This window comes from Sphingosinicella terrae, from assembly GCF_003347635.1.
GTDB classification, from domain to species: domain Bacteria; phylum Pseudomonadota; class Alphaproteobacteria; order Sphingomonadales; family Sphingomonadaceae; genus Allosphingosinicella; species Allosphingosinicella terrae.
The window spans coordinates 128,567-151,574 of record NZ_QDFY01000002.1; the positions used below are offsets into that span (position 1 = coordinate 128,567).

General features: G+C 67.9%; 26 protein-coding genes. 9 read left to right on the forward strand and 17 right to left on the reverse strand.

Annotation, left to right across the window (positions count from 1 at the left end):
- Positions 1–2: 2 nt before the first annotated feature.
- Together DDE10_RS06060 and DDE10_RS06065 are read right to left on the reverse strand one after the other, a co-directional pair.
- Positions 3–1,184: an NAD(P)/FAD-dependent oxidoreductase gene (locus DDE10_RS06060; protein ID WP_162806377.1), complete on the reverse strand. Its 1,182-nt coding sequence runs from the start codon at positions 1,182–1,184 to the stop codon at positions 3–5.
- A 123-nt stretch (positions 1,185–1,307) separates the two neighbouring features.
- On the reverse strand, positions 1,308–1,649 hold the full coding sequence (locus tag DDE10_RS06065; protein ID WP_114951856.1) for a hypothetical protein: 342 nt from the start codon (positions 1,647–1,649) through the stop codon (positions 1,308–1,310).
- Positions 1,650–1,801: 152 nt separating this feature from the next.
- On the opposite strand from DDE10_RS06065, the gene DDE10_RS06070 reads away from it, so the two are divergent.
- On the forward strand, positions 1,802–2,536 hold the full coding sequence (locus tag DDE10_RS06070; RefSeq protein ID WP_114951857.1) for a 3'(2'),5'-bisphosphate nucleotidase CysQ: 735 nt from the start codon (positions 1,802–1,804) through the stop codon (positions 2,534–2,536).
- On the opposite strand, the gene DDE10_RS06075 is transcribed toward DDE10_RS06070, so the two are convergent.
- A complete protein-coding gene (locus tag DDE10_RS06075) occupies positions 2,527–3,024 on the reverse strand; it encodes a DNA-deoxyinosine glycosylase (RefSeq protein WP_284734473.1) in 498 nt (165 codons plus the stop codon). The genes DDE10_RS06070 and DDE10_RS06075 overlap by 10 nt on opposite strands.
- Positions 3,025–3,167: 143 nt before the next feature.
- On the opposite strand from DDE10_RS06075, the gene DDE10_RS06080 reads away from it, so the two are divergent.
- Positions 3,168–3,548: a GFA family protein gene (locus tag DDE10_RS06080; protein WP_114951858.1), complete on the forward strand. Its 381-nt coding sequence runs from the start codon at positions 3,168–3,170 to the stop codon at positions 3,546–3,548.
- Here the strand turns inward: DDE10_RS06080 and DDE10_RS06085 are convergent.
- Together DDE10_RS06085 and DDE10_RS06090 are read right to left on the reverse strand one after the other, a co-directional pair.
- On the reverse strand, positions 3,545–4,375 hold the full coding sequence (locus DDE10_RS06085; protein WP_114951859.1) for a hypothetical protein: 831 nt from the start codon (positions 4,373–4,375) through the stop codon (positions 3,545–3,547). The two genes, DDE10_RS06080 and DDE10_RS06085, sit on opposite strands and share 4 nt — an antisense overlap.
- Positions 4,372–4,818 (reverse strand): ABA4-like family protein, encoded by a 447-nt coding sequence (locus DDE10_RS06090; protein WP_114951860.1) that lies wholly within the window; start codon positions 4,816–4,818, stop codon positions 4,372–4,374. The genes DDE10_RS06085 and DDE10_RS06090 overlap by 4 nt, the downstream gene beginning before the upstream one ends.
- 36 nt (positions 4,819–4,854) lie before the next feature.
- Between DDE10_RS06090 and DDE10_RS06095 the strand changes: the two genes are divergently transcribed.
- The 4 genes from DDE10_RS06095 to DDE10_RS06110 all read left to right on the forward strand — a co-directional run bounded on the left by DDE10_RS06095 (position 4,855) and on the right by DDE10_RS06110 (position 9,367).
- Positions 4,855–5,475 (forward strand): TetR/AcrR family transcriptional regulator, encoded by a 621-nt coding sequence (locus tag DDE10_RS06095; protein WP_114951861.1) that lies wholly within the window; start codon positions 4,855–4,857, stop codon positions 5,473–5,475.
- A 248-nt stretch (positions 5,476–5,723) separates the two neighbouring features.
- Positions 5,724–7,355, forward strand: coding sequence for an MFS transporter (locus DDE10_RS06100; RefSeq protein ID WP_114952274.1), 1,632 nt, complete (start codon positions 5,724–5,726; stop codon positions 7,353–7,355).
- Between the two features lie 76 nt (positions 7,356–7,431).
- Complete coding sequence (locus tag DDE10_RS06105) at positions 7,432–8,466, forward strand: alanine racemase (protein WP_114951862.1); 1,035 nt, start codon at positions 7,432–7,434, stop codon at positions 8,464–8,466.
- A 61-nt stretch (positions 8,467–8,527) separates the two neighbouring features.
- Positions 8,528–9,367: a metallophosphoesterase family protein gene (locus DDE10_RS06110; RefSeq protein ID WP_114951863.1), complete on the forward strand. Its 840-nt coding sequence runs from the start codon at positions 8,528–8,530 to the stop codon at positions 9,365–9,367.
- Between the two features lie 125 nt (positions 9,368–9,492).
- Here the strand turns inward: DDE10_RS06110 and DDE10_RS06115 are convergent, their stop codons facing one another.
- From DDE10_RS06115 to DDE10_RS06125, 3 genes are all read right to left on the reverse strand, one after another.
- Positions 9,493–9,789, reverse strand: coding sequence for an antibiotic biosynthesis monooxygenase family protein (locus tag DDE10_RS06115; protein WP_114951864.1), 297 nt, complete (start codon positions 9,787–9,789; stop codon positions 9,493–9,495).
- A 117-nt stretch (positions 9,790–9,906) separates the two neighbouring features.
- Positions 9,907–11,082 carry an acetyl-CoA C-acetyltransferase gene (locus DDE10_RS06120; protein ID WP_114952275.1) on the reverse strand — a complete coding sequence of 392 codons (1,176 nt, stop codon included), beginning with the start codon at positions 11,080–11,082 and terminating at the stop codon, positions 9,907–9,909.
- A gap of 139 nt (positions 11,083–11,221) precedes the next feature.
- On the reverse strand, positions 11,222–12,208 hold the full coding sequence (locus DDE10_RS06125) for an alpha/beta fold hydrolase (protein WP_114951865.1): 987 nt from the start codon (positions 12,206–12,208) through the stop codon (positions 11,222–11,224).
- 91 nt (positions 12,209–12,299) lie between these two features.
- On the opposite strand from DDE10_RS06125, the gene phaR reads away from it, so the two are divergent.
- Positions 12,300–12,857 (forward strand): polyhydroxyalkanoate synthesis repressor PhaR, encoded by a 558-nt coding sequence (phaR, locus tag DDE10_RS06130; protein WP_114951866.1) that lies wholly within the window; start codon positions 12,300–12,302, stop codon positions 12,855–12,857.
- Between the two features lie 117 nt (positions 12,858–12,974).
- On the opposite strand, the gene DDE10_RS06135 is transcribed toward phaR, so the two are convergent.
- Positions 12,975–13,865: a class I SAM-dependent methyltransferase gene (locus DDE10_RS06135; RefSeq protein WP_114951867.1), complete on the reverse strand. Its 891-nt coding sequence runs from the start codon at positions 13,863–13,865 to the stop codon at positions 12,975–12,977.
- A gap of 69 nt (positions 13,866–13,934) precedes the next feature.
- Between DDE10_RS06135 and DDE10_RS06140 the strand changes: the two genes are divergently transcribed.
- A complete protein-coding gene (locus DDE10_RS06140; protein ID WP_114951868.1) occupies positions 13,935–14,129 on the forward strand; it encodes a hypothetical protein in 195 nt (64 codons plus the stop codon).
- A gap of 22 nt (positions 14,130–14,151) precedes the next feature.
- Here DDE10_RS06140 and DDE10_RS06145 read toward each other — a convergent pair whose 3' ends face one another.
- Positions 14,152–14,553: a hypothetical protein gene (locus DDE10_RS06145; RefSeq protein ID WP_114951869.1), complete on the reverse strand. Its 402-nt coding sequence runs from the start codon at positions 14,551–14,553 to the stop codon at positions 14,152–14,154.
- Positions 14,554–14,755: 202 nt separating this feature from the next.
- Positions 14,756–16,294 (reverse strand): TadA family conjugal transfer-associated ATPase, encoded by a 1,539-nt coding sequence (locus tag DDE10_RS06150; RefSeq protein WP_114951870.1) that lies wholly within the window; start codon positions 16,292–16,294, stop codon positions 14,756–14,758.
- 104 nt (positions 16,295–16,398) lie between these two features.
- Here DDE10_RS06150 and DDE10_RS06155 point away from each other — a divergent pair, with 104 nt between their 5' ends.
- Complete coding sequence (locus DDE10_RS06155) at positions 16,399–17,301, forward strand: DMT family transporter (protein WP_284734474.1); 903 nt, start codon at positions 16,399–16,401, stop codon at positions 17,299–17,301.
- 123 nt (positions 17,302–17,424) lie between these two features.
- On the opposite strand, the gene DDE10_RS06160 is transcribed toward DDE10_RS06155, so the two are convergent.
- The 6 genes from DDE10_RS06160 to DDE10_RS06185 all read right to left on the reverse strand — a co-directional run bounded on the left by DDE10_RS06160 (position 17,425) and on the right by DDE10_RS06185 (position 22,868).
- The gene (locus tag DDE10_RS06160; protein WP_114951872.1) at positions 17,425–17,691 is read right to left on the reverse strand and encodes an ATP synthase F1 subunit epsilon; all 267 of its coding nucleotides are present in this window, start codon (positions 17,689–17,691) and stop codon (positions 17,425–17,427) included.
- Between the two features lie 161 nt (positions 17,692–17,852).
- On the reverse strand, positions 17,853–19,316 hold the full coding sequence (gene atpD / locus DDE10_RS06165; protein ID WP_114951873.1) for a F0F1 ATP synthase subunit beta: 1,464 nt from the start codon (positions 19,314–19,316) through the stop codon (positions 17,853–17,855).
- Positions 19,317–19,445: 129 nt separating this feature from the next.
- Entirely contained in the window at positions 19,446–19,745 is a 300-nt protein-coding gene (locus DDE10_RS06170; protein ID WP_114951874.1) for a hypothetical protein, read from the reverse strand.
- Complete coding sequence (locus DDE10_RS06175; protein WP_114951875.1) at positions 19,742–20,629, reverse strand: F0F1 ATP synthase subunit gamma; 888 nt, start codon at positions 20,627–20,629, stop codon at positions 19,742–19,744. The genes DDE10_RS06170 and DDE10_RS06175 overlap by 4 nt, the downstream gene beginning before the upstream one ends.
- A gap of 123 nt (positions 20,630–20,752) precedes the next feature.
- The gene (gene atpA / locus DDE10_RS06180; RefSeq protein ID WP_114951876.1) at positions 20,753–22,282 is read right to left on the reverse strand and encodes a F0F1 ATP synthase subunit alpha; all 1,530 of its coding nucleotides are present in this window, start codon (positions 22,280–22,282) and stop codon (positions 20,753–20,755) included.
- 31 nt (positions 22,283–22,313) lie between these two features.
- The gene (locus tag DDE10_RS06185; protein ID WP_114951877.1) at positions 22,314–22,868 is read right to left on the reverse strand and encodes a F0F1 ATP synthase subunit delta; all 555 of its coding nucleotides are present in this window, start codon (positions 22,866–22,868) and stop codon (positions 22,314–22,316) included.
- Between the last annotated feature and the right edge of the window lie 140 nt (positions 22,869–23,008).

A 23,008-nucleotide genomic window follows, 5' to 3' on the forward strand; every position in this document is an offset into this window, starting at 1 on the left:
GATCAAGTAGGCTGGCGTAGCCGCTTCGGGTCGACGTCCTCGGCGCCGACGCCGGCGGCCGCGAGCCGCTCCGGCCACGCGGCGCCAGTGACCAAGGCCTCGACCGCCTCGGCGACCGCGGGAGCCGTCTGCAGGCCGAACCCGCCCTGACCGGCAAGCCAGAAGAAGCCGGGAGCGTCCTCATCGAAGCCGAGGGCGGGCGTGCGATCGGTCGTGAAGGTTCGCAAGCCCGCCCAGCGATGGGCGATCCGGGCGACCGAAAGCGTGGTGTAGCGCTCGACCTTCCAGGCGGCGAGGGCGACGTCATATTCCTCGGGCTGGGCGTCGCACGGGCCGCTTTCGACCTCGTCGACCGGCGACGCCATCAGACGGCCCGATTCCGGCAGGATGTAGAAATCGTCGACGGCGGTCTTGACGAACGGCCAGCCGCGCACGTCCGCGCCGGCGGGGCCATCGACGACGATGATCGTCCGCCGCAACGGCTTGAGGCCGAGCGGCCTGACGCCCGCCTGCGCAGCAACTTCGTCCGCCCAGGCGCCGGCGGCGTCGATCAGCACCGGCGCCGACCAAAGCTCGCCTTGGTCGGTCCGGATCCTCCACGTGCCGCCCTCGAAGGCGACAGCGGCGGCCCGGCGGCCGGTTTCGACGATCCCGCCGGCAGCGCGGATCTCCCGCGCATAGGCCTGGAGCAGCGCGTCGGAATCGAGCCGAAGTCCTTCCGTATAGAGGAGGCCGTCGACGATCGAGTCGGCGCCGATGCGCAGCGGCGGACACAGGCGCTGCATTTCCGTTTCGTCGACCCGGACGAGGCTGTTCGTGTGCGCCGCCATGTCGCGGTGAAGGGCCTCCAGGGTCGGCGCCATCTCCTCGGTGGCGACGAACAGGGCCGGGCTTTGGTGGGCGAGGACGCCGTCGCCGGCGGCGATGAAGAAATCGCGGCTGTGCGCCGTCAGAGAGCGCACGATGCGGTTGCCGATGCCGAAATGGGAGAAGGTCGCGCTTCGGCCGGAGCTGTGGAAGCCGAGCGCCGCCTCCGCCTCGAGCACGACGACGCGGCCGTGTCGGGCGAGCCGGGCGCCAGCCGACAGCCCGGCGACGCCGCCGCCGATGATCAGGAAATCCGCGCCGTTCACCGCGGCGGCGCTAGCCGAATATCTAGGCGAGGTCACGCGCCGAGCGGCCATCGGCGAGCCATTCCGGCGCGCGCGGCGCGGCAACGATCCTTGCCTCCGAAGACCGGTCCAAAGGCAAGGACGTGCCGGGCAGCGGCCCGGAATGGCTCGCTCACGGCGTCGGCCGTATTCCGTTCAGTCGGCGGTGCGCCCGGCGTCGGCGCGGCCGGCGAGATAGGCGGCGCAGCTCGAGCGAAGCGAGCTGCTCTCGTCGTTCGACAGGGAGTAAGCGCGGCTGATGCGCGTGATGAAACCGGCCGGATCCGTCTGATTGCCGGCGGCGCGGCAGATTGTGGTGATCGAACCGAGATCCAGCGATCCCGAGCTGGCGGCGCGGCGCACGGCCGGCCGACGCGCCGAGGCCGGCGCGGCGCGAGACTGAAGCGCCTCCGCCCGAGCCTGGAGCTCGAGCGATTGACGGTCGATCGTCGGCAGGACCGTCTTTCCCGCCAGCAATGCGGCCAGGATGATGTCCATCTGAAATATCCCCCCTTCAAGTCATCCCCAATGACCACCGTAGATATACGGTAGCGGTAAAGAAGCCGTTAACCATGGCGGGCCGCGAACTCTCTCGCCTTCGTGGCGGAATTGCGGCAAGGGCGCCCCAAGCACGGAAAGGGCGGGGGCGAATGACGGACGAGGAGCTGGCGGCGCGGCTTGCGGAAGGCGCAGGGCGGCTGCTTGCCGAGCTGCGGGGGAGCCGGCTGCTCCAGGGCGCGGCGCTTGGCCATGTCGCGGACAAGGTCGCCAACGCCTTCATCCTGACCGCCCTCGCCGAATGGCGCCCGCAGGATCCCGTCCTTTCCGAGGAGAGCCCGGACCGGCCGGAGCGCCTCGCCAGCGACCGGGCGTGGATCATCGATCCGCTCGACGGCACCCGGGAATATGGCGAGGGACGCGACGATTGGGCGGTCCATGTCGCGCTGGCGGTGAAAGGCCAGCCGCGGATCGGCGCGGTCGCTCTGCCGGCGCGGGGGCAACTGTTCCGTTCGGACCAGTGTCCTTCGCCGCCCGAAGCCTCGCGACCACGACCGCTGATGCTCGTCAGCCGGACCCGGCCGCCGGCCCTGGCCGAGGCGCTGGCGGAGAGGCTCGGCGCCGAGATCGCGCCGATGGGCTCGGCGGGCGCCAAGGCCGCGGCGGTCATCGCCGGCGATGCCGACATCTATTTCCATTCCGGCGGGCAGCATGAGTGGGACAATTGCGCGCCCGCCGCCGTCGCCCTCGGTGCGGGCCTGCACGCCAGCCGAATCGACGGCGAGCCGCTGCGCTACAATCGGGCCGACACGATCGTGCCGGATATCGTCATCGCCCGGTCCGAACTTGCGGAGAAGATCGTCGCCTTCTGCCGCAGTCAGAGATAGTCGCGCAGACGCTGCCAGGCATCCCGTTTCGTCTCGAAGGGCAGCGTGTAGGCGGGACTGCTCGACGGCAGATCGACGAGATGGAGCCCGTGCCCCGACCCAAGCTGGTCGCGGCCGATCCGCGCCGCAGTCCCGCCGTTAAAGCCGATCGCCCGCAACTCGGGCAGATCGACGGCCAGCCGGTGCAGGTCGCTTGCGGCGTGCAGCCGGATGTCGGCATCCAAACTGCCTTGCCGGCGCGCCGCCGCGACCGTGTCCCACAGCCCGATGCCGGCATCGAGGAGCGCTTCCAGCCGCTCCTCATAGGGTCGCTCCGCCAGGTCGACCTCGATCACCGCGCTCGCCAGCCGCCAGAACTGGTTTCGCGGGTGGGCGTAATAGCGGCCCTGTGCGAGGGAGACGGCGCCGGGCAGGCTGCCGAGCAGGAGCAAGCGCGTGTCCGGCCGCACCACTGGCGGAAAGCAATGTTGGAGCGGCAGTTCGGTCACAGGCCTCAGGTGAGGCGGGATTGCCGCGTCCGCAACCCATTCGTCGCACCCGTTCGCACGCCGTCCGGTGTGACGAGGCGGCTGCCGGACGCTATGTGTCCCGACGCCGCTCCGGGAACGGTGGGCGTTAAGGAGCCGAGGTGATGAAGGTCGAGGGGGGATGCCATTGCGACGCCGTCCGTTTCTCGGCCGAGCTGCCGGAGCCGGTGGAACTGTTCGACTGCAATTGCTCGATCTGCATTCGCACCGGCTTTCGGCATCTGATCGTTCCTCACCGCGACTTTCGACTGATCCGCGGCGCCGATAGCCTCTCCGAATATCGCTTCGGAACCAGGACGGCGAACCACCTCTTCTGCCGTATCTGCGGCGTGAAGAGCTTCTACCAGCCGCGGTCGCATCCCGACGCCTGGAGCGTCAACGCCAACGCGCTCGACGATCCTTCCCGTCTCAAGGCGACCGTGAAGGCGTTCGACAGCCGTCACTGGGAAGCGGCGGCCGCCGATATGGATCGATCAGGTTGCTAGAGCGGGAGAAGCGGCATGCCGACCGCGGCCTGTGCAAACAGGGCGACCGCGACCCCGACATAACCTGCCGTGCCGACGATCAGCACCTGCCAGCGCCGGCGCTCGGGCAAAATTCGGGCGGCGAAGGCGAGGAGCGGGATCGCCTGCTGGGCATGGATGCCGACGAAATGGGCGATGCGCAGATCGCCGCCGCTCCGGTTCCAGCCGAAGACCGGGACGGCGCCGGCCTCCGGCCCGACCGAATGCCCTCCGTTGACGGCGACGGCAATGCCGAAGCCGGCGCCGAGGAGGAAGGTGAGGACCAGCCCGATCACCAGCGCCGCCTGGAGGTCGCGGCTGACATGAGCGGCGGGCCGCCGCGCGATTTCCCACGCTAGGGGCAGGGTCGTCGCGGTCAGGATCAGCGCGAACAGGCCCATCAGGCCGTACATGAGCGCGTAGAAGGGCGTGTCGACATTGAAATGGGACTCGAGCCCGTTCGCACCCTGCCATCCGATCCAGGCGAGCTCGAAGGTGCCGGACGCGATCAGGACCGCCGCGGTGACCCGCATGGACGGCGATCCGCGGCGCTCCGGCCGCACGAAGCCGAAATACCAGGCCATGGTGAGCGCGAAGATCGAGACGGAGACCAGGAACTTGGTCGGCTTCATCCAGACGTTGATCCCGCTCGGCAACGTGCGCGGGTCGATCGCCATCATCGCGGCGGCCGCCGCTGCAAGGAGGGCGAGGCCGAGGCCGTAGCGGGCGAGGGTGCCTTGGCGCGACATCAACGTCGCTCGAGCCGCGGTCACCTTCGCCGCGGTCTGGGGGAGGGCGAGACTGGTCATGCCGGGATCTCCTTTCGCGGCTGGCGAAGAGCGAGCCTGAGCAGAAGGAAGAGCAGCAGGCCCGCGGGACCGAACAGGAAGGTCAAAGCGAGGCAGGGGACGAGGAGGAGGGGGTGGATGCCGTGGCGGCGGCCTTCCTCCGCGATCCAGGCGCCCACGAACAGATCGAAGGCGAGATAATGGAGCCAGCCGGCGGCGAGTGCGCTGTCGTCGGCGAACAGCGCCCGGACCTCCGCGATCGAGCCGAAGCCGCCGCCTTCGGCGTTCCACCCGGCGGCGATGAGCAGGATGTAGGCGAGGGCGAGGATCGCCGGAAGCCCCAGGCGGGCGGCGGCGACAGCCGCCGGGCGCGCGGGCGCGAAGAACAAGGAGACGAGAAGGCCGGCCCACCCGGTCATGGCGAGGAGGCCGCCGATACGGAAGGCGAGATCTGGATCAAGCATGTTGCCGCTCCTATCTTAACGATGTACAGATAGCGTATGAGCGACAATCTGAACAGTGTCAAGACCGGTCCACGCGACAGACGTCAATATCATCATGGCGCCCTTCGCGACGCCCTCCTCCAGGCAGCCGAATCGTTGATCCTGGAACGCGGCGTCGACGGCTTTTCGTTGCGCGAGACGGCGCGACGGGCGGGCGTGTCGCCGGCGGCGCCGGCCCATCATTTCGGCGATTCCCGCGGGTTGCTGACCGCGCTGGCAACCCGCGCTTTCGTGCAGTTCGGCGATGCCCTGGAAGCGGCCGATGCCGCCGCCGCCAAAGACGGCCGGATCCGTGCGCAGGGGCTGGCCTATGTCCGCTTCGCCCTCGCCGCACCGGCGAAGTTCGACCTGATGTGGCGCTATTCTCTCGTCGACCGCGAAGATGAGGAATATGCGCGGGCCTGCGAGCGTTCCTACGCGATCATCGATGGGGCGGTGGCGGGCGGCTCCGCTTCCGCGGAGACGCCAGGGAAGGCCCCGGCCACGATCGCCGCCTGGTCGATGGTCCACGGCTTCGTCCGCCTGGCCCTGGACGGCGTGTTCGGAGACGAACCCGATTCCGCCGTCCGAGCGGCCGAGCAGCTTCTTCCGGCGGTCCTCGATCATCTCAAGGTCTAAGAGTCTGTCCTGGCCAGAGGGAGGTGTCGGGATCGCCTGAGCCTGACCAGGACAGACCCTAAGTCTCAGCCGAGCCGCGCAACCGCCCCGTCGTCGCCGATGGCGTGCAAGGCGGCTGCCATCCGTTCTGAGAACGGACATAGTCGGCAAGCTCCCGTTGCTGTAATCGCAACGCCAGCTCCCGCTTGCCGCACGGCCGTTTCCCCGCTTACTCTGCATGCTGGGGAAGGGGAGGGTCTATGGCTTCGATGGCCGAGAATGTCGGTGGGGCGGACGCCTCCGGCGGCGAAGCCGACGATCATGTGATCGATCCGAAGCGCGACCGGCTGGTCATCGTCGCGTCGTCGCTCGGCACCGTCTTCGAATGGTACGACTTCTTCATCTACGGAACGCTGGCTCCCGTCCTGGCGACGCTCTTCTTTCCCACGACCAACCCCACGGCGGCGTTCTTGCTCACTCTGGCGACGTTCGGCGCGGGCTTCGGCGTACGCCCGATCGGTGCGGTCCTGTTCGGGGTGATCGGCGATCGTCTCGGCCGCAAATACACCTTCCTCATCACGATCACCCTGATGGGGCTCGCCACCGCCGCCGTCGGAATGCTGCCGACCTACGCCCAGATCGGCATCGCCGCGCCGATCCTGCTGGTCGTCTGCCGGTTGCTCCAGGGCCTGGCCCTCGGCGGCGAATATGGCGGCGCCGCCATCTACGTCGCCGAGCATGCGCCGCGGAACAAGCGCGGTTTCTACACCAGCTTCATTCAGGCCAGCGTGATCGGGGGCTTCCTGCTCAGCGTGGTGACGGTGCTGACGACCAACGCCTTGGTCGATCCGGAGGCGCGCGACAGCTGGGCCTGGAGGATCCCATTCCTGGTATCGCTGCTGCTTCTCGCCGTGTCGCTCTGGGTGCGGCTCAAGCTGAAGGAGAGCCCGGTCTTCCAGGCGATGAAGGACGCGGGAAAGACCGCCCGCAACCCCTTGCGGGAGAGCTTCCGCGGCGGGCGCCAGGTAAAGCTTATCTTCGTCTCGCTCTTCGGCATCGCCGCGGGACTCACCGTGATCTGGTATACCGCCCAGTTCCAGGGGCTCTATTTCCTTCAGAACGCGCTCAGGATCGACGACACCGCCGCGCGTCTGATGGTCGGCATCGCGGCCGCCTTCAGCATTTTCTGGTTCATCCTGTTCGGATGGCTGTCCGACCGGGTCGGCCGCAAGAAGCCGATCGTGATCGGCTATGCCCTCACCATCCTCCTCATCTTCCCGCTCTTCCACTGGATGGCGGCGGCCGCCAATCCCGAGCTGTCCGAGGCGATGGAGCGGAACCCGGTGATCGTTCAGGGGGCCGGTTGCGACTATAACCCCTTCGCACAAGGACAGCAGGCGACCCCGTGCGGACGGGCGCTGGACGCGCTCACCCGCCGCGGTATCGCGTATCATCTCGAGCCGACCTCGGGCTGGCGCGGCGATGCCTATCAGGTGCGGATCGGCGCCCGCACCGTGGACGCGGAGGATCCGGCCCAGCTCGAGCCTGCCCTCGCCGCGGCGGGCTATCGTCTCGAGAAGACGGTGCCGCCGCTCTCCAGCGCTGTCCAGGTGGTGATCGCGATCATCATCATCGGCCTGCTCAGCGGAATGACCTACGGTCCCGTCGCGGCCTTGCTGGTCGAGCTGTTCCCGGCGCGGATCCGCTATACCTCGCTGTCGGTGCCCTATCATATCGGAACAGGCTATTTCGGCGGGTTCCTGCCCTTCATCAGCCAATATATCGTCGCCCGCACCGGCGATCCCTTTTCGGGGCTCTGGTACACCGTCGGCGTCGTCGCCATGGCGCTGGTCGTGACCTTGTTCTGGTTGCCGGAAACTTCGGGCAAGAATCTGGATTAGGGACGCGAGGAGACTTGAGCGGGAGGTCGAGCCCGCCCCCGTGACTCGCCCCAACCGCCACGCTACGGCCCCGCTCATGGCCCATTTCCCCCTGCGCCTGGCGCTCGACGGCGACGCGCTCGTTTCCAACTGGCACTGGCTCGCTCATCGCAGCGCGGGCGCGGCCTGCGGCGCCGCCATGAAGGCCGACGGCTATGGACTCGGTGCGCGCGAGGCGGTGAAGCGCCTGCAGCATGCCGGCTGCCGCGACTTCTTCGTCGCCACCTGGGCGGAGGCCGCCGCGTTGATGCCCTGGCCCGGGGACCTCAATCTGTCGGTCCTCCACGGCGTCGGCGCGGAAGACCTTGGCGAGGCGGTGCGGTCGCGGGCGCGGCCGGTGCTGAACAGCCGCGAGCAGGTGGAAAGGTGGCGCGGGACCGGCCGGCCGTGCGACGTGATGATCGATACCGGCTTCAACCGGCTCGGCGTCTCGGCCGCCGACGTTGCCGCGGGCCTGCTCGACGGGCTCGACGTCGAGACCATCATGAGCCATCTGGCCTGCGCCGACGAGGACGGGCCGATGAACGTCCGCCAGCGCCAGGACTTCGCCGATGTGTCCGGGCGGGCACGGGCACGCCGGCGCAGTCTCGCCAATAGCGCCGGCATCTGCCTGGGGGCCGACTATGCCTTCGATCTGACCCGTCCCGGCCTCGCGCTCTACGGCGGTATCCCCCGCCCCGAGGCGCAGGGCCACATCCGCCAGGTGGTACGCGTCGAGGCGCAGATCGTGCAGCGCCGCCGCGTCGCGGCGGGTCAAAGCATCGGCTATAACGCAACCTTCATCGCCGAGGCGCCGCGCGAGTTGGCGATCCTCAACATCGGCTATGCCGACGGCTATCTGCGCGCTTTCTCGGGAACCGGGCGCGCCCGGATCGGCGGGATCGAGGCGCCGGTGATCGGGCGCATCTCGATGGACCTCACCACCATCTGCGTCGATGCCGATCCAACACTGAAGGAGGGCGACTGGGTGGAACTCGACTATGATCTGCCGAGCGCTGCCGCCCAGTCCGGCCTCAGCCAGTACGAGTTGCTGACCGGGCTCGGCGCACGCTTCGAGCGGGTATGGAAATAAGGTCGCTGCCGGCGCTCGCGGACGACGCGAAACCCTGATCGCGGCTGGGGGTTGTCCCGCCATGGCCAGGATCGCCCACCTTTCGGATGTTCATTTCGGCGCGCACGATCCCGCGGTCATAGCCGGCGCCGAGGCCTGGCTCGCCGAGCAGAGACCCGATCTCGTCGTCGTCAGCGGCGATTTCACCCAGCGTGCCCGAGTCGACCAGTACAGGCTGGCTGCCGCCTTTCTCGACCGGCTGGAATCGGCCGGGCTGCCGACGCTCGGCGTTCCGGGCAATCATGACGTGCCGCTCTACGACGTCGTCCGCCGCTTCGCCCGGCCGCTCCACCGATATCGTCGCTTCATCGACGACGATCTCTGCCCCTGGTTCGAGAATGAACGCTGCGCCGTGCTCGGCATCAATACGGCGCGCTCGCTCACCATCAAGGATGGCCGCATCAATCGCGAGCAGATGGCGATCATCCGCGAGCGTTTTCGAGACGTCGGCGACGATCGCACGCGGATCCTCGTCACCCACCACCCCTTGTTCGCCATGCCGATCGGCGAGGAAGGGGCGCTGACGAAGGTGGTCGGGCGGCATCAGGACGCGCTCGAGGCGGTGAGCGAAGCGGGGGTCCACATTCTCCTCGCCGGGCATTTCCATCGCACCTTCTCCAGATCCGCCCGCGAGATGGTGGAGAATTCCGGTCCGGCGCTGGTCATCCAGGCGGGCACCGCCACCTCCACGCGATTGCGCGCGGGCGAGGCGCAGAGCTTCAACCTGATCCATGCCGTCCGCAACGACGAGATCGACCTGCAGGTGATCGCGTGGAGCGGCACGCAATTCGAGGGGCGTGGCGAGGCCCGCTTCACCTTCGACGGTGAAGCCTGGCATTCGCGCCCGGTGAAGGAGTCCTGAGCCGAGGCTTCGACCGGGCTCGCGTAGAGCGATTTCTAGTCGGATGGGATCATCCGACGACTAGGAAATCGAGATATATCATCCCTTATACCGAATGATCTGATCCGATCAGATCACAATCCGGTCTAGTCGACGACCAGATATTCGCCGAGCGGGTGCTCGGCACGGGTCCAGCCTTCAGTGCGGCGGTCCAACGCCTCGTAATCCGCGCCGTGCTCAGCCTTGAAGGCGTCGAAATCGGCCTTGGCCCGCCAGACGTCGACCGTGAGATAGGAACCGTCCTGCGCGCGCAGCAGCTCGCTGCCGCGAAAGCCGCCGCTGCGCGTGAAGAGCTGCGCCCAGTCGCCCTTTGGTCCGTAGACCGCCTCGAACGCCGTCCGATTCTCTTCGCGCACCTCGAACCGCCAGATCAACGCGATCATCCCTGCCGCCTCCCGCCGGCGGCCGAGGGTTATGATGAAGCGGCGGACTCTGCCAAGCGCCGGCGGGCCGGATGGTCGTTGCTGTACCGAAACGGTACGGCTACGCGAAGCAGGAGGTCAGCTCCGCTCGATGCAAAGCGCAATGCCCATGCCGCCGCCGATGCAGAGCGTGGCTAGGCCCTTGCGAGCGTCGCGCTTTGCCATCTCGTAGAGCAGGGTGGTCAGCACGCGCGCCCCGCTCGCGCCGATCGGATGACCGATGGCGATCGCGCCGCCATTGACGTTGACCTTGTCGGCGTCCCAGCCCAGCTCCTTGCCGACCGCGAGCGCCTGCGCGGCGAACGCCTCATTGGCCTCGATCAGGTCGAGGTCGGCGATCGACCAGCCGGCCTTCTCGAGCGCGCGCCGGGACGCGGGGACGGGCCCGATGCCCATGATCGAGGGATCGACGCCGGCCGATGCCCAGCTGGCGACCCGGCCGAGGATCGGCGCGCCTCGGCGCTCGGCTTCCTCGCGACTCATCAGGACGAGCGCAGCCGCGCCGTCATTGATGCCGGAGGCATTGCCGGCGGTGACGGTGCCGTCCTTGCGGAAGGCGGGGCGGAGCCCGGCCAGCCCTGCTTGCTCGACGCCGTCGCGAATATATTCGTCGGCATCGACGACGGTCTCGCCCTTGCGGCTCTTCACGGTGACGCCGGCAATCTCGTCCTTGAAGCGCCCTTCTGCCCGCGCCCTCGAGGCCTTCTGCTGCGACGCGGCGGCGAAGGCATCCTGCTCGTCGCGCGTCACCTGGTACTGCTCCGCCAGATTCTCGGCGGTGATGCCCATATGATAGCCGTTGAACACGTCGGTGAGGCCATCCTTGATCATCGTGTCGATCAGCTCGAGCCCCCCCATCTTCGTCCCCGTGCGAAGATTCTGGGCATGGGCCGACAGGCTCATATTCTCCTGGCCGCCGGCGACCATGATCGCCGAATCGCCGGTCCGGATCGCCTGCGCGGCCAGCGCGACGGCCCGGAGCCCGGATCCGCACACCTGGTTGACGCCCCACGCCGGTATTTCCTTCGGGATGCCGGCAGCCATCGCCGCCTGCCGGGCCGGATTCTGGCCCTGCGCCGCGGTCAGCACCTGGCCGAGAATCACTTCCGAAATCTCCTCGGGCGCAACTTCTGCCTGAGCGAGCGCGGCTTCGATGGCCACCCGACCGAGCTCATGGGCGGGGGTGGTGGCGAAGGCGCCGAGAAAGGCGCCGACGGGCGTGCGCTTGGCGGCGGTAATGACGACATCGGTCATGGTCGGCTCCATTGGTCTTCCTCCCTCCTTTCGGGAGAGAAGTTGCGGTCAGGGGCGCGCCCGGGCCGGAACCGTTCCTCCGATCCCGCGCCCGGCGCTGCCCCTTTCCCCGTGAGGGAAAGGGGCGAATGATCGCCGCCTACCACTTTGCTGCAGTGCGGGAAAGCCAGCCGGCGAGCGGCTCCCACAGCGCCTGGCGCGCGCGTGAACCGACGATCATCCCGACATGGCCCTGCGCCAGCGCCAGACGATCGCCACGCCCCATGGCCGTGCCGGCCGGGACGATCCGGTCGGTGGTGGAGACGATGTCGTAGGTCGGCAGCGTCAGATCACTGGGTGCAACGGGTTCGCCGGCAACGCGCCATTCGCCGCGCCCGGGACGATCGGCGGCGAAGAAGTCCTCGAACAGCTCGCGGGCGGCGGCCCCGGCCAGCGGCGGTCCGTCATTCGCCCAGTCCTCGAGAGCGACGAACATCCGAGCTTCCTCCGCCCCCATCGTCGCGAAGGCCTCGAACTTGGCCACCGTGCGGCCGGGATCCAGCGACCAGAAGGCGCTCTGCAGCGCTTCCATCGGCAGGACGCCGAGCGCCTCCACGGCAGGTCGGGCGCCTTGCCACAATCCCGCCAGCCGCGTGCGCGCCTCTTCGGGGAAAGCCGAGAAGCGCCAGGGCGACGCGATCAGGACGAGACTGCGCGCGCCGGCCGGGCGGGCAGCGGCCGCCGCCATCGTCCCGCCCAGGCAATAGCCGACGAGATCGACCGGCTCGCCCAGGGCGGCGGCCAATGGCAGCAGGATCTCCTCGACATGCCCGGCTACCGACAGGCCCGCGCGGCCCGGATCCGGCCAGCCCCAGTCGAGCAGCAGGACGCGTCGCCCGCGGCCGGCGAGCCAGCGCAGAAGCGACCGCTCGCCGAGGTCGAGCACGGTCGGCGGATTGATCAGCGACGGCACGAACAGGACCGGCGGACCTTCGCCGCCATAGTCGCGCAGGCTCGCATGGCGGACCGTTGCGATCGGTGGCATCGGCTGCGGAGCAGCGTCGCGAGCCGCTTCCTGATAACGGCGCAGGCCGGCCAGCGCGGCCGCTGTCCGAGCGGGATTTGCTGCGGTCTCTTCGCGCAGCATGGAAAGGAACAGGGTGAGCGGCCGGGGCCTGTGTTGCGGTGCCGCAAATTTTGGTGCTAGGCTGCTTTCCTCCCGGCAAGAGGAACTCGGCATGGCCGCATCCCGGTCAGATGACGACGTGGTCATCATCAAGAAATATGCGAACCGGCGGCTCTATGATACCGAAAGCTCCGCCTACATCACGCTGGAGCGGCTGGCGCAGATGGTGCGCCAGAAACGCGACTTCAAAGTGGTCGACGCCAAGAGCGGTGACGACATCACGCGCAGCGTCCTCGCCCAGATCATCATGGAGGAGGAGGCTCGCGGCGCGACGATGCTGCCTGTCAATTTCCTTCGGCAGCTGATCTCGCTCTACGGCGATTCGATGCAGTCGGTCGTGCCCGACTATCTCGAGGCATCGCTGGAAGCGCTGCAGCGCAACCAGAACCAGTTTCGCGAAGCGATGGCGGGCGCTTTCGCCACCAATCCGTTCGCGGAGATGGCGCGGCGCAACATGGAGATGTTCACCGCCGCCGCCGCGACCGGCCGCGGCAGCCCTGCAGGCGAGCCGCCGGTGACCGGCGAGCCGGCCGCCGACACCAAGAGCGAGCTCGCCGCGCTCAAATCGCAGCTCCAGGAGCTGCAGAAGAAGCTGGACAAGCTCGGCTAGGTTCTTCGCCCGCGCTTCGGCGGGACGAGGCCGTCCGGCCTCCGCCATGTCCCCGGCCTTGGCCGGCCCGCGGCCGGCTATCCTTCCAGTCGCGGGATCATGGTAAGGGACGCGCCCTTACTCCGGCCGCACGAACCTCAGCGTCATCCGGTCGCTCTCTCCGATGGCGAGATAGCGATCGCGATCCTGGTCCCCACGCGCGAGGCGTGGCGGCAGCGTCCAGACGCCGTTGGGCCAATCTGCACTGTCCTGCGGATTGGCATTGACCTCGGAGGCGCCGACGAAGCGGAAGCCGGCGGCTTCGGCGAGCCGCCTGACGGTCGAGACCTTGATATAGCCGCTGGTCCGTTCGCGCTCGCTGTCCGCATCCTCGGGCAAACGATGGTCGACGATGCCGAGCGTGCCGCCCGGCTTCAGCATCGCGAACATCTGGCGGAACGCCTCTTCGCTGTAGGGCTGGCTGTCGCGCTGATAACCCATCTGGAAGTTGTGGACGTTGCGGAAGGTGAGGACGACGTCGGCGGTCCCGTCCGGGACGCTGGGTTCGCTCGCTTCGAAGGCGGGAAAGGCTGCGAATCGGATGTCGCCGTAGAGGCCGGCATTGGCCGCCTGGAGCCGTTGCAGCGCGTCCTGCCGATTGCCCAGCGACGCCGCATAATAGGTGCCGCCGCCCTGCTTGATATAGGGGGCGAGGATCTCGGTGTACCAGCCGCCGCCCGGCCAGATCTCGACGACCGTATCGTCGGGCTCGACGTCGAAGAAGGACAGTGTCTCGAACGGGTGGCGGTAGCGGTCGCGCGCGACATTGGCCGGGGTTCGGGTGTCGGCGCGGATCGCGGAATGGAGCGCGTCGTGCCAGGGCCGGTGCTCGCCCGCTTGGTGGCTCATGGCCTGGTGAGGCTGTGCGGCGTCGTGGCCGCCCTGGCCCTGATGCTGGGCGAGCACGGCGCCCCCGCCGAAGGCGAGCGCGGTAGCGAAAAGGGCGATCGGCAGGCTCTGGCGCAACATCATCCACTCCCTACATGGTGCGCGGCCGCCGGTCGGCGGGCGCTATGCAGGGTTCATGAAGGACAGCGGATGACGGCGCAAGCGGGCTATTGGTGGGGCGGGGCGATCGCGGCCGTCATCCTGGCGGTGGTCGCCGGCGTGGCGGACTGGCGACGGACTCGCCGCCGCTCGCTCGACGATCCGGGCTGGGTGCCCTGGCGCGGTATCCAGGTCGCCGCCTTGTTCGCCGCGGCGGCGGCCGTGATCCTGGCGACGCATCGCTGAGCCGCCGGGACGGATCGGGGCGTCAGCCGTAGGCGCGCCTCTGCGCGTCTACCTCGTCATGGGCGAACAGCCAGTCCTCCGCTTCCTCCGGATGCTCGAAGAAGCGTGCGTTGCGGCCGCCGATGGCGCGCAGCAGCTGCATCTTCGCCAGCGTCGGCGCGACGACGAAAGCGAGGCGGCGGGAACGATAGTGCGGATCCGACAGCATCTGCCGGAAAGCGGCGACGCTGTCCTGCGGCTGGATCTTCATGTCGCGCAGGTCATTGAGCGTGACGTGGCAATTGGGCGGACAGACCAGGCGGGCGTGGGCCAGCCGGCGCGCCTCCAGGAAGCGCTCGATATCGGCCTCTTCGAAAAGCCCGGACATCGAGATGCGTACGAGATCGCGGGCGGGATCGACGTCGATGGTGAAATGCGCGCTCATGGCTCCAGCCTAGACCGGAGAATTGGCGATTCGGTGAACTTCGCGCGGCGCCGGACCTGCGGGAAACCGCAGCACGCCCGGTAGGATCAGGACAACCATCGCCCGCCGGCAATAGAATGGTCGGTTATGGCGCTGCCGCAAAGAGGCCGGGCGCCGGCGACGGATCCGGAGGGCGGCTTTCGCCGGCGCGACGAAGCCGCGGCTAGAGGCAGGCTTCGAGATAGGGCTGGTCGAAGCCGAACATCTTGGCTTTTTCGAGCGTATAGGGCCGCAGGCCCATGCAGCGATATTCGCCGATGATCTTGCCGTCGGGGGTCTCGTCCAGATACTCGAACTTGAACAGCTCCTGGGTGACGATGACGTCGCCTTCCATGCCGATCACTTCGGTGATGTTCGTGCAGCGGCGCGAGCCGTCGCGGAGGCGCTTCACCTGGACGATCAGGTCGACCGAATCGGCGATCTGGCGCGAGATCGCCTCCTTCGGCACCTTGATGTCCGACATCATCACCATGTTCTCCATACGCGCCAGGCATTCGCGGGGGGAGTTGGAGTGGAGCGTCGCCATCGATCCGTCGTGACCGGTGTTCATCGCCGCGAGCAGGTCGAAGCACTCCCGGCCGCGAATCTCGCCGAGGATGATGCGATCCGGGCGCATACGCAGCGCGTTGATGACGAGGTCGCCGATCGAGATCGCGCCCTGGCCCTCGAGATTGGGGGGGCGCGTCTCGAGCGGCAGCCAGTGCGGCTGCTGCAACCGAAGCTCGGCTGCATCTTCGATCGTGATGACGCGCTCGCCGGGATCGATCAGCTTCGACATGGCATTGAGCATCGTCGTCTTGCCCGAGCCGGTACCGCCCGAGATGACGATGTTCATCCGGCTGGCGCCGGCGATCTTGAGGACGGTCGCCATCTTGTCGGAAAGTGAACCCCACGTCTTCATCATGTCGACGGTGATCGGCTTCTCGGAGAATTTGCGGATCGAGATGGCTGTGCCGCGGAGCGAAAGCGGTGGGATGATGACGTTGACGCGGCTGCCGTCCTGGAGACGGGCGTCGGCGAGCGGCGTGGTCTGGTCGACGCGGCGGCCGACCTTATTGACGATGCGCTGGGCGATCTGGAGCAGATGCTCCTCGTCGCGGAACTGGATCTGCGCGACCTCGAGCTTGCCCTTGCGCTCGACATAGGTCTGGCTGGGCCCGTTGACCATGATGTCGCTGACCTCGGGGTCGTTGAGCAATTCCTCGAGCGGCCCGAGGCCAAGCAGCTCGTCGACCAGCACCTTTTCCAGCGCGAACTGCTCGCGCCGGTTGAGGTTGATCTTGAGCTCGGCCAGCACCTCGCCGATGATCGGCCGGAACTCTTCGGCAAGCTCGTCCTTGGACAGGGTCGCCGCCGCTTCGGGGTCGACGCGCTCGAGCAGGCGCGGAAGCACCTGCTCCTTGATCCGGTGGATCGAGGCCTCGAACCCTTCGCTCCGCGACGAGCTCTGATCGCCGCTCTGCGCCTGACGGTCGGCGAGACGGGCCATCGCGTCGTTGCGCTCGGCGGCGAGGCCGCCCTCGAGGCCGACCCCGACATCGTCCATCGGCAGCGGCACGGAGTCGATCGGCGGGAACTGGCTGCCGGTGTCGCCGCCCGGAGGCGCGATCGCCGGCCCCTTCATCGGTTTTGCGCTGCCGAAGCTGGGGCGGGCGCTCGTGCCGCCGCCATTCATGCCGTTGCGTCGTCCGAATGCACTCATGACGTTCGCCTGATCTGCCTTTTTCGTATCGGTCCAGCCGGTGGAACTGGTGAATAGAAGTGAAACTTTGACAATTGCCTAACCGGATGGGCACAGCCGCCAGCGTGTCTGCCCATCCGGTTCGCTCAGCTCTCATCCTCGCGCTTTGCGGCTTCGCCATCCTCTCGGTGGGCGATGCCCTGGTGAAGACGATGGCTGGGCAATGGCCGGCGACGGCGGTCGCGACCCTCCGCTACACCGCGGGCGCCGTCGGGCTGGCGATCGTCGTCGGCTTCAGGGAAGGGCGGAGCGGCTTTCGCGTGCCGTTGCCGTGGCTGCAGCTCGGTCGCGGCGCGGGTGTCGCGCTGGCGACGATCTGCTTCTTTCTCGGCGTCATGGCGATGCCGCTGGCGGACGCCACGGCTGTCCAGTTCACAAGTCCGATCATCACCGCCTTGCTGGCGCCGCTCGTGCTGGGCGAGCGAACTCGGCCGGCGACCTGGGTCGCGACCCTGCTCGCCTTCTCCGGCGTGCTCGTCGTGCTCCGCCCCAACGTCATGGCCCTGGGCGCCGTCGCCTTCTTCCCGCTTGCCGCGGCTGTGGGGATGTCCGTCCTGGTGATGCTCAACCGCAAGGCGGCCGGCGCGGCCTCGCCGATCGCGATGCAGTTCCTCGCGGCGATGATGGCCTCGCCGATCCTGATCGCCGCCACGATCGGTCTCGCCCTGACCGGCGATCCCGCTTTCCACGTGCCGGAGCCGCCGCTCAGCGTCGTCGTCAAGTGCCTGATCATCGCCTTCACGGCGACCGTTGCCCATCTGCTCATCTATGCGGCGACGATCCGCGCCTCGGCGGCGGTGGTGGCGCCGATGACCTATGTGCAGCTGCTCGTCGCAGCTTTGCTCGGCTGGATCCTGTTCGGCGCGGCGCTCGACCTGTCGACCCTCGGCGGCGCCGCACTCATCGTCGCCGCGGGCCTCTGGCTGTGGCGCGCCCAGAAGCCGAAGGAAGTGCCGGAGGGGGAGTAGGGGCCGCCACCTTCGTTCCGTCATTCCGGCGAAAGCGGAAAGCCCTGTTCCTTCGGCGGAGCTTCCGCCGAGACACTCGCAGATGGAAATGAGATCCTGGCTTCCGCCAGATGACCCAGCGGATCAGGCCGGGACGTCGGCCTTCTCGGCCAGCACGGTCAGGCCCTTCTCGTTGACCTCGGCGAAGCCGCCCTCGATCGCGATCCGCTCCGGCTCGGCGCCGGCGGTGCGATAGACGGCGAGCTCGCCGTTGCGGATCGTCGACATGACCGGCGCATGGCCGGCGAGGACGCCGAAGTCGCCCTCGGTACCCGGGACGACGACCATGTGGACATCCTCCGAGCGGAGCAAGCGTTCCGGGGTGACGAGTTCGAAGTGAAGGTCGGCCATTTGTCTTCCTGCCTTGAGCCTCCCCCTCGATGGGGGAGGTTGGTGGGGGTGGTGCTTCCGCCGGCTCTCAGCCCGTCGTGAACGCCACCCCACCCCAGCCCTCCCCATCGAGGGGAGGGAGGGAATGCCTCTCCCCGCCGAGGCAGGGAGAGAAGCCTCTCTTACGCGTCCTGAGCCAGTTTCTCGGCCTTGGCGACGGCTTCCTCGATGCCGCCAACCATGTAGAAGGCGGCCTCGGGCAGGTGGTCATATTCGCCGTTCACGACCGCCTTGAAGCTGCGCACCGTATCATCGATCTGCACGAACTTGCCCGGGATGCCGGTGAACACCTCGGCGACGTGGAACGGCTGCGACAGGAAGCGCTGGAGCTTGCGGGCGCGGCTGACGACCAGCTTATCCTCTTCCGAAAGCTCGTCCATGCCGAGGATGGCGATGATGTCCTGGAGCGACTTGTAGCGCTGCAGGATCTCCTGGACGGCGCGGGCGGTCTCGTAATGCTCCTGGCCGACCGTGCGCGGCTCGAGGACGCGGCTGGTGGAGTCGAGCGGATCGACCGCCGGATAGATGCCGAGCTCGGAGATGGCGCGAGAAAGCACCGTCGTCGCGTCGAGGTGGGCGAAGGACGTGGCCGGCGCCGGATCGGTGAGATCGTCCGCGGGGACGTAGATCGCCTGCACCGAGGTGATCGAGCCCTTGTTGGTCGAGGTGATCCGCTCCTGCAGCGCGCCCATGTCGGTCGCCAGGGTCGGCTGATAGCCCACCGCCGACGGGATGCGGCCGAGCAGCGCCGACACTTCCGAGCCCGCCTGGGTGAAGCGGAAGATGTTGTCGACGAAGAAGAGCACGTCCTGGCCCTCCTGGTCGCGGAAATATTCGGCGATGGTGAGGCCTGAGAGGGCGACGCGGGCGCGGGCCCCCGGCGGCTCGTTCATCTGGCCGAAGACGAGCGCGACCTTGGAACCTTCGGGCGTCGGATTGCCCTCGGCGTCCTTGGCGATGACGCCCGCGTCGAGGAACTCGTGATAGAGATCGTTGCCCTCGCGGGTGCGCTCGCCGACGCCGGCGAAGACCGAGGTACCGCCATGGCCCTTGGCGATGTTGTTGATCAGCTCCTGGATGAGCACGGTCTTGCCGACGCCGGCGCCGCCGAACAGGCCGATCTTGCCGCCCTTGGCGTAGGGGGCGAGGAGATCGATGACCTTGATGCCGGTGACGAGGATCGAGCTCTCGGTCGACTGGTCGACGAAGAGCGGCGCCTCGGCGTGGATCGGCGCCGACAGGTCGGTGTTGATCGGGCCGCGCTCGTCGATCGGCTCGCCGACCACGTTCATGATCCGGCCGAGGGTCTGCGGGCCGACCGGCACGCGGATCTGCGAGCCCGTGTGGCGGACTTCCTGGCCGCGGGTCAGGCCGTCGGTGGAGTCCATCGCGATCGTGCGGACGGTGCGCTCGCCGAGATGCTGGGCAACCTCGAGGATGAGGCGGTTGCCGCCATTCTCGGTCTCGAGCGCCGAGAGGATCTCGGGCAGCTCGCCGTCGAAGGCGACGTCGACGACGGCGCCGATCACCTGGCTGATTCGGCCGGCGATGTTGGTGGTGGGTGCGGTCTTAGCGGCGGTGGCCATCTCTTCTTCCTTCTAGTTCCCCCGCTGAGGGCGGAGGGCCAGTCGTTGGTTCCTTCGTTCCCCGGCGAGGGCCGGGGTCCCGTTCGGTCTCTGCTTCGGCCCCCCGGCTTTCAGCCGGAAGGCCCATTCTCAATTCAGTTCAGGCGCTTCCTCGTCGTCGCAGCGAGTCGGGCCGTCGATCCAGACCCATTCGCCTTCCGCCTGCTGCAGTACCGCCTGGTGCTGAGCCCATTGCCCGTCCGCGCCCTGCATCTCGTAGCGGCAGGAGAACTGGATCGAGCCGGCTTCGGCGCGCGCGCAGCTGACGTTGCGGGTGGCCGCGCGATGATCCGGACAGGCCGCGGCCAGCGCGGCGTTGAACTGCGCCGTGGTCGGCGCGGAATCGGCGGCGCCGGCAGCGGCGGCCAGGGCGAGGAGGAGGGTCTTCATAGCGCTTCGGCTCCGGAGATGATCTCGATCAGCTCCTTGGTGATAGCGGCCTGGCGCGTGCGGTTATACTCGATGGTCAGTCGGTTGATCATGTCTCCGGCATTGCGCGTCGCATTGTCCATCGCGGTCATGCGGCTGCCCTGCTCGGACGCGGCATTCTCGAGCAAGGCGCGGAAGATCTGGACCGAGAGGTTGCGCGGCAGCAACTCGGCCAGGATCTCTTCCTCGTCGGGCTCGTATTCGACCGCCGGGGGAACGCCGGCGCCGCTGTCGTTGGCGGCGGACTCGGCCGGCTGCACCGGGATGATCTGCTGCGCCATGGGCTCCTGGACCAGGGCCGAGCGGAAGCGTGCGTAGAAAAGATGGACGACGTCGATGCCGTCGGTCGTGTAGCGTTCCACGATGTCGTTCGCGATCGCCTGCGCGTCGGCGAAGCCGACCTGGCGGATTCCGCTGGTGTCGTACTGGTGGACGATCTGGCGCGGGAAGAGCCGCGCGATCGGTGCGCGTCCCTTGCGGCCGACCAGGTAGAAATAGACGGTCTTGCCTTGCCGCTGCAGATCCTCCGCCTTCCGACGGGCCGCACGGACGATGTTGGAGTTGAACCCGCCGGCGAGGCCGCGGTCGGACGTGCAGACGACGAGCAGATGGACCTGGTCGTTGCCGGTGCCGGCGAGCAGCTTCGGGCTCTGCGGGCCAGGCGTGATCTTGCCGGCGAGGCTCGCCATCACCCCCGCCATCCGTTCCGAATAGGGCCGGGCGGCCTCGGCGGCCATCTGGGCACGGCGCAGCTTCGCCGCGGCGACCATCTTCATCGCCTTGGTGATCTTCTGCGTCGACTTGACCGACGAGATCCGGTTCTTGAGCGCCTTGAGGCTGGCCATTGGCTTTCTGTTCGTCCCTTACGAGTCATTCCGGCGAATGGCGGAACCTGTGAACGCTGGGGTCAGGTCCTGCGCTTCCGCCATTCATGGGTCCCGGCCTTCGCCGGGATGACTCCCTCGTCCTTACGCAAACGTCTTGGCGAAATCGCCGATGATCGACTTGAGCTTGCCGGCCGTGTCGTCGTCGAGCGCCTTGGTCTGGCGGATCGTCGCGAGCACGTCGGCATGGTCGCTGCGCATGTGGCTGAGCAGCGCGCTCTCGAAGCGGGTGACCGCATCGGTCGGGATGCCGTCGAGATAGCCGTTCACGCCGGCGAAGATCGACACGACCTGCTCCTCGACCGGCATCGGGCTGAACTGCGGCTGCTTGAGCAGCTCTGTCAGCCGCGCGCCGCGGTTGAGCAGGCGCTGGGTGGAGGCGTCGAGGTCCGATCCGAACTGGGCGAAGGCGGCCATCTCGCGATACTGGGCGAGCTCCAGCTTGATCGAGCCGGCGACCTTCTTCATCGCCTTGGTCTGGGCGGCAGAGCCGACGCGGCTCACCGACAGGCCGACGTTGATCGCCGGGCGGATGCCCTGGAAGAACAGGTCGGTCTCGAGGAAGATCTGACCGTCGGTGATCGAGATGACGTTGGTCGGAATGTAGGCCGACACGTCGCCGGCCTGGGTCTCGATGATCGGCAGCGCGGTGAGCGAGCCGTTGCCGTTGGCGTCGTTCATCTTGGCGGCGCGCTCAAGCAGCCGGCTGTGCAGGTAGAAGACGTCGCCCGGATAGGCCTCGCGGCCCGGCGGACGGCGCAGCAGCAGCGACATCTGGCGGTAGGCGACGGCCTGCTTGGAGAGATCGTCATAGACGATCACCGCGTGCATGCCGTTGTCGCGGAAATATTCGCCCATCGTGCAGCCGGTATAGGGCGCGAGGAACTGGAGCGGCGCCGGCTCCGAGGCGGTGGCGGCGACGACGATGGAATATTCCATCGCGCCATTCTCCTCGAGCGTGCGCACGATCTGCGCGACCGTCGAGCGCTTCTGGCCGACGGCGACGTAGATGCAATAGAGCTTCTGGCTCTCGTCGTCGCCCTGGTTGGCGGCGCGCTGGTTGATGAAGGTATCGATGGCGACGGCCGACTTGCCGGTCTGGCGGTCGCCGATGATCAGCTCGCGCTGGCCACGGCCGATCGGCACGAGCGCGTCGAGCGCCTTCAGGCCGGTCTGGACCGGCTCGTGGACCGACTTGCGCGGGATGATGCCCGGCGCCTTGACCTCGACGCGCCGCCGCTCGGCCGCCTCGATCGGGCCCTTGCCGTCGATCGGGTTGCCGAGGCCGTCGACCACGCGGCCGAGAAGGCCCTTGCCGACCGGCACGTCGACGATCGTCTGGGTGCGGCGGACGGTGCTGCCCTCGGTGATCGCAGCGTCGGAGCCGAAGATCACGATGCCGACATTGTCGGCCTCGAGGTTCAGGGCCATGCCCTTGATGCCGCCCTGGAACTCGACCATCTCGCCCGCCTGGACGTTGTCGAGCCCGTGGACACGGGCGATGCCGTCGCCGACGGACAGCACGGTGCCGACCTCCGAGACCTGCGCCTCGGTGCCGAAGTTGGCGATCTGGTCGCGGATGACCTTGGAAATTTCAGCGGCGCGGATGTCCATTTTCAGCCTTTCATCGAAGCCTTGCGGGCGTTCAGCCCTTCATCGCCAGAGCGAGGGAGTTGAGTTTGGTGCGGATGGAGCCGTCGATCATCTGGCTGCCGATCTGGACGACCAGCCCGCCGAGGATGGCCGGATCGACCTGGAGGTCGACGGCGATGTCGCGGCCCATGCGGGCGCGCAGATTCTGCCGGATCGCGTCCACCTGTCCGTCGTCGAGCGGGTGCGCCGAGGTGACCTCGGCGGTGATCTCGCCGCGATGGCGGGCGGCGAGCTGGTTGAACGCGCGAATGACGTCGGCGAGGCGCGACAGGCGCCGGTTCTGGGCGATGACACCCAGGAAGTTGCGGGTCAGCGGATCGACCCGCATCGCTTCGGCCGCGGCGCCGACGGCCTTCACCGCCTGCTCGCGGCCGATCAGCGGGCTGCGGGTCAGCTCGCGGAAATCCTCGGATTCGGTCAGCGCCTGACGAATGGTGGCCAGGCTGGCGCCGACCGCCTCGAGCTGCTTCTGGTCACGGGCAAGCTCGAACAATGCGAGCGCATAGCGCCCCGCCAGGCTTGCCTGAATGCCGCTGGAAATATCCACGCGCCTTGTAACTCCCGGATCGGATTTTCGTCCCATTCGAGCAGGGGCGCAGGCGCGCTCCCCTATGGGTCGCGGCGCCCGTAGCAGGCGCTTTGCTGCGATGCAAGGCGGGCGGAGGAGCGGGCGATTTCCGCGGTTCG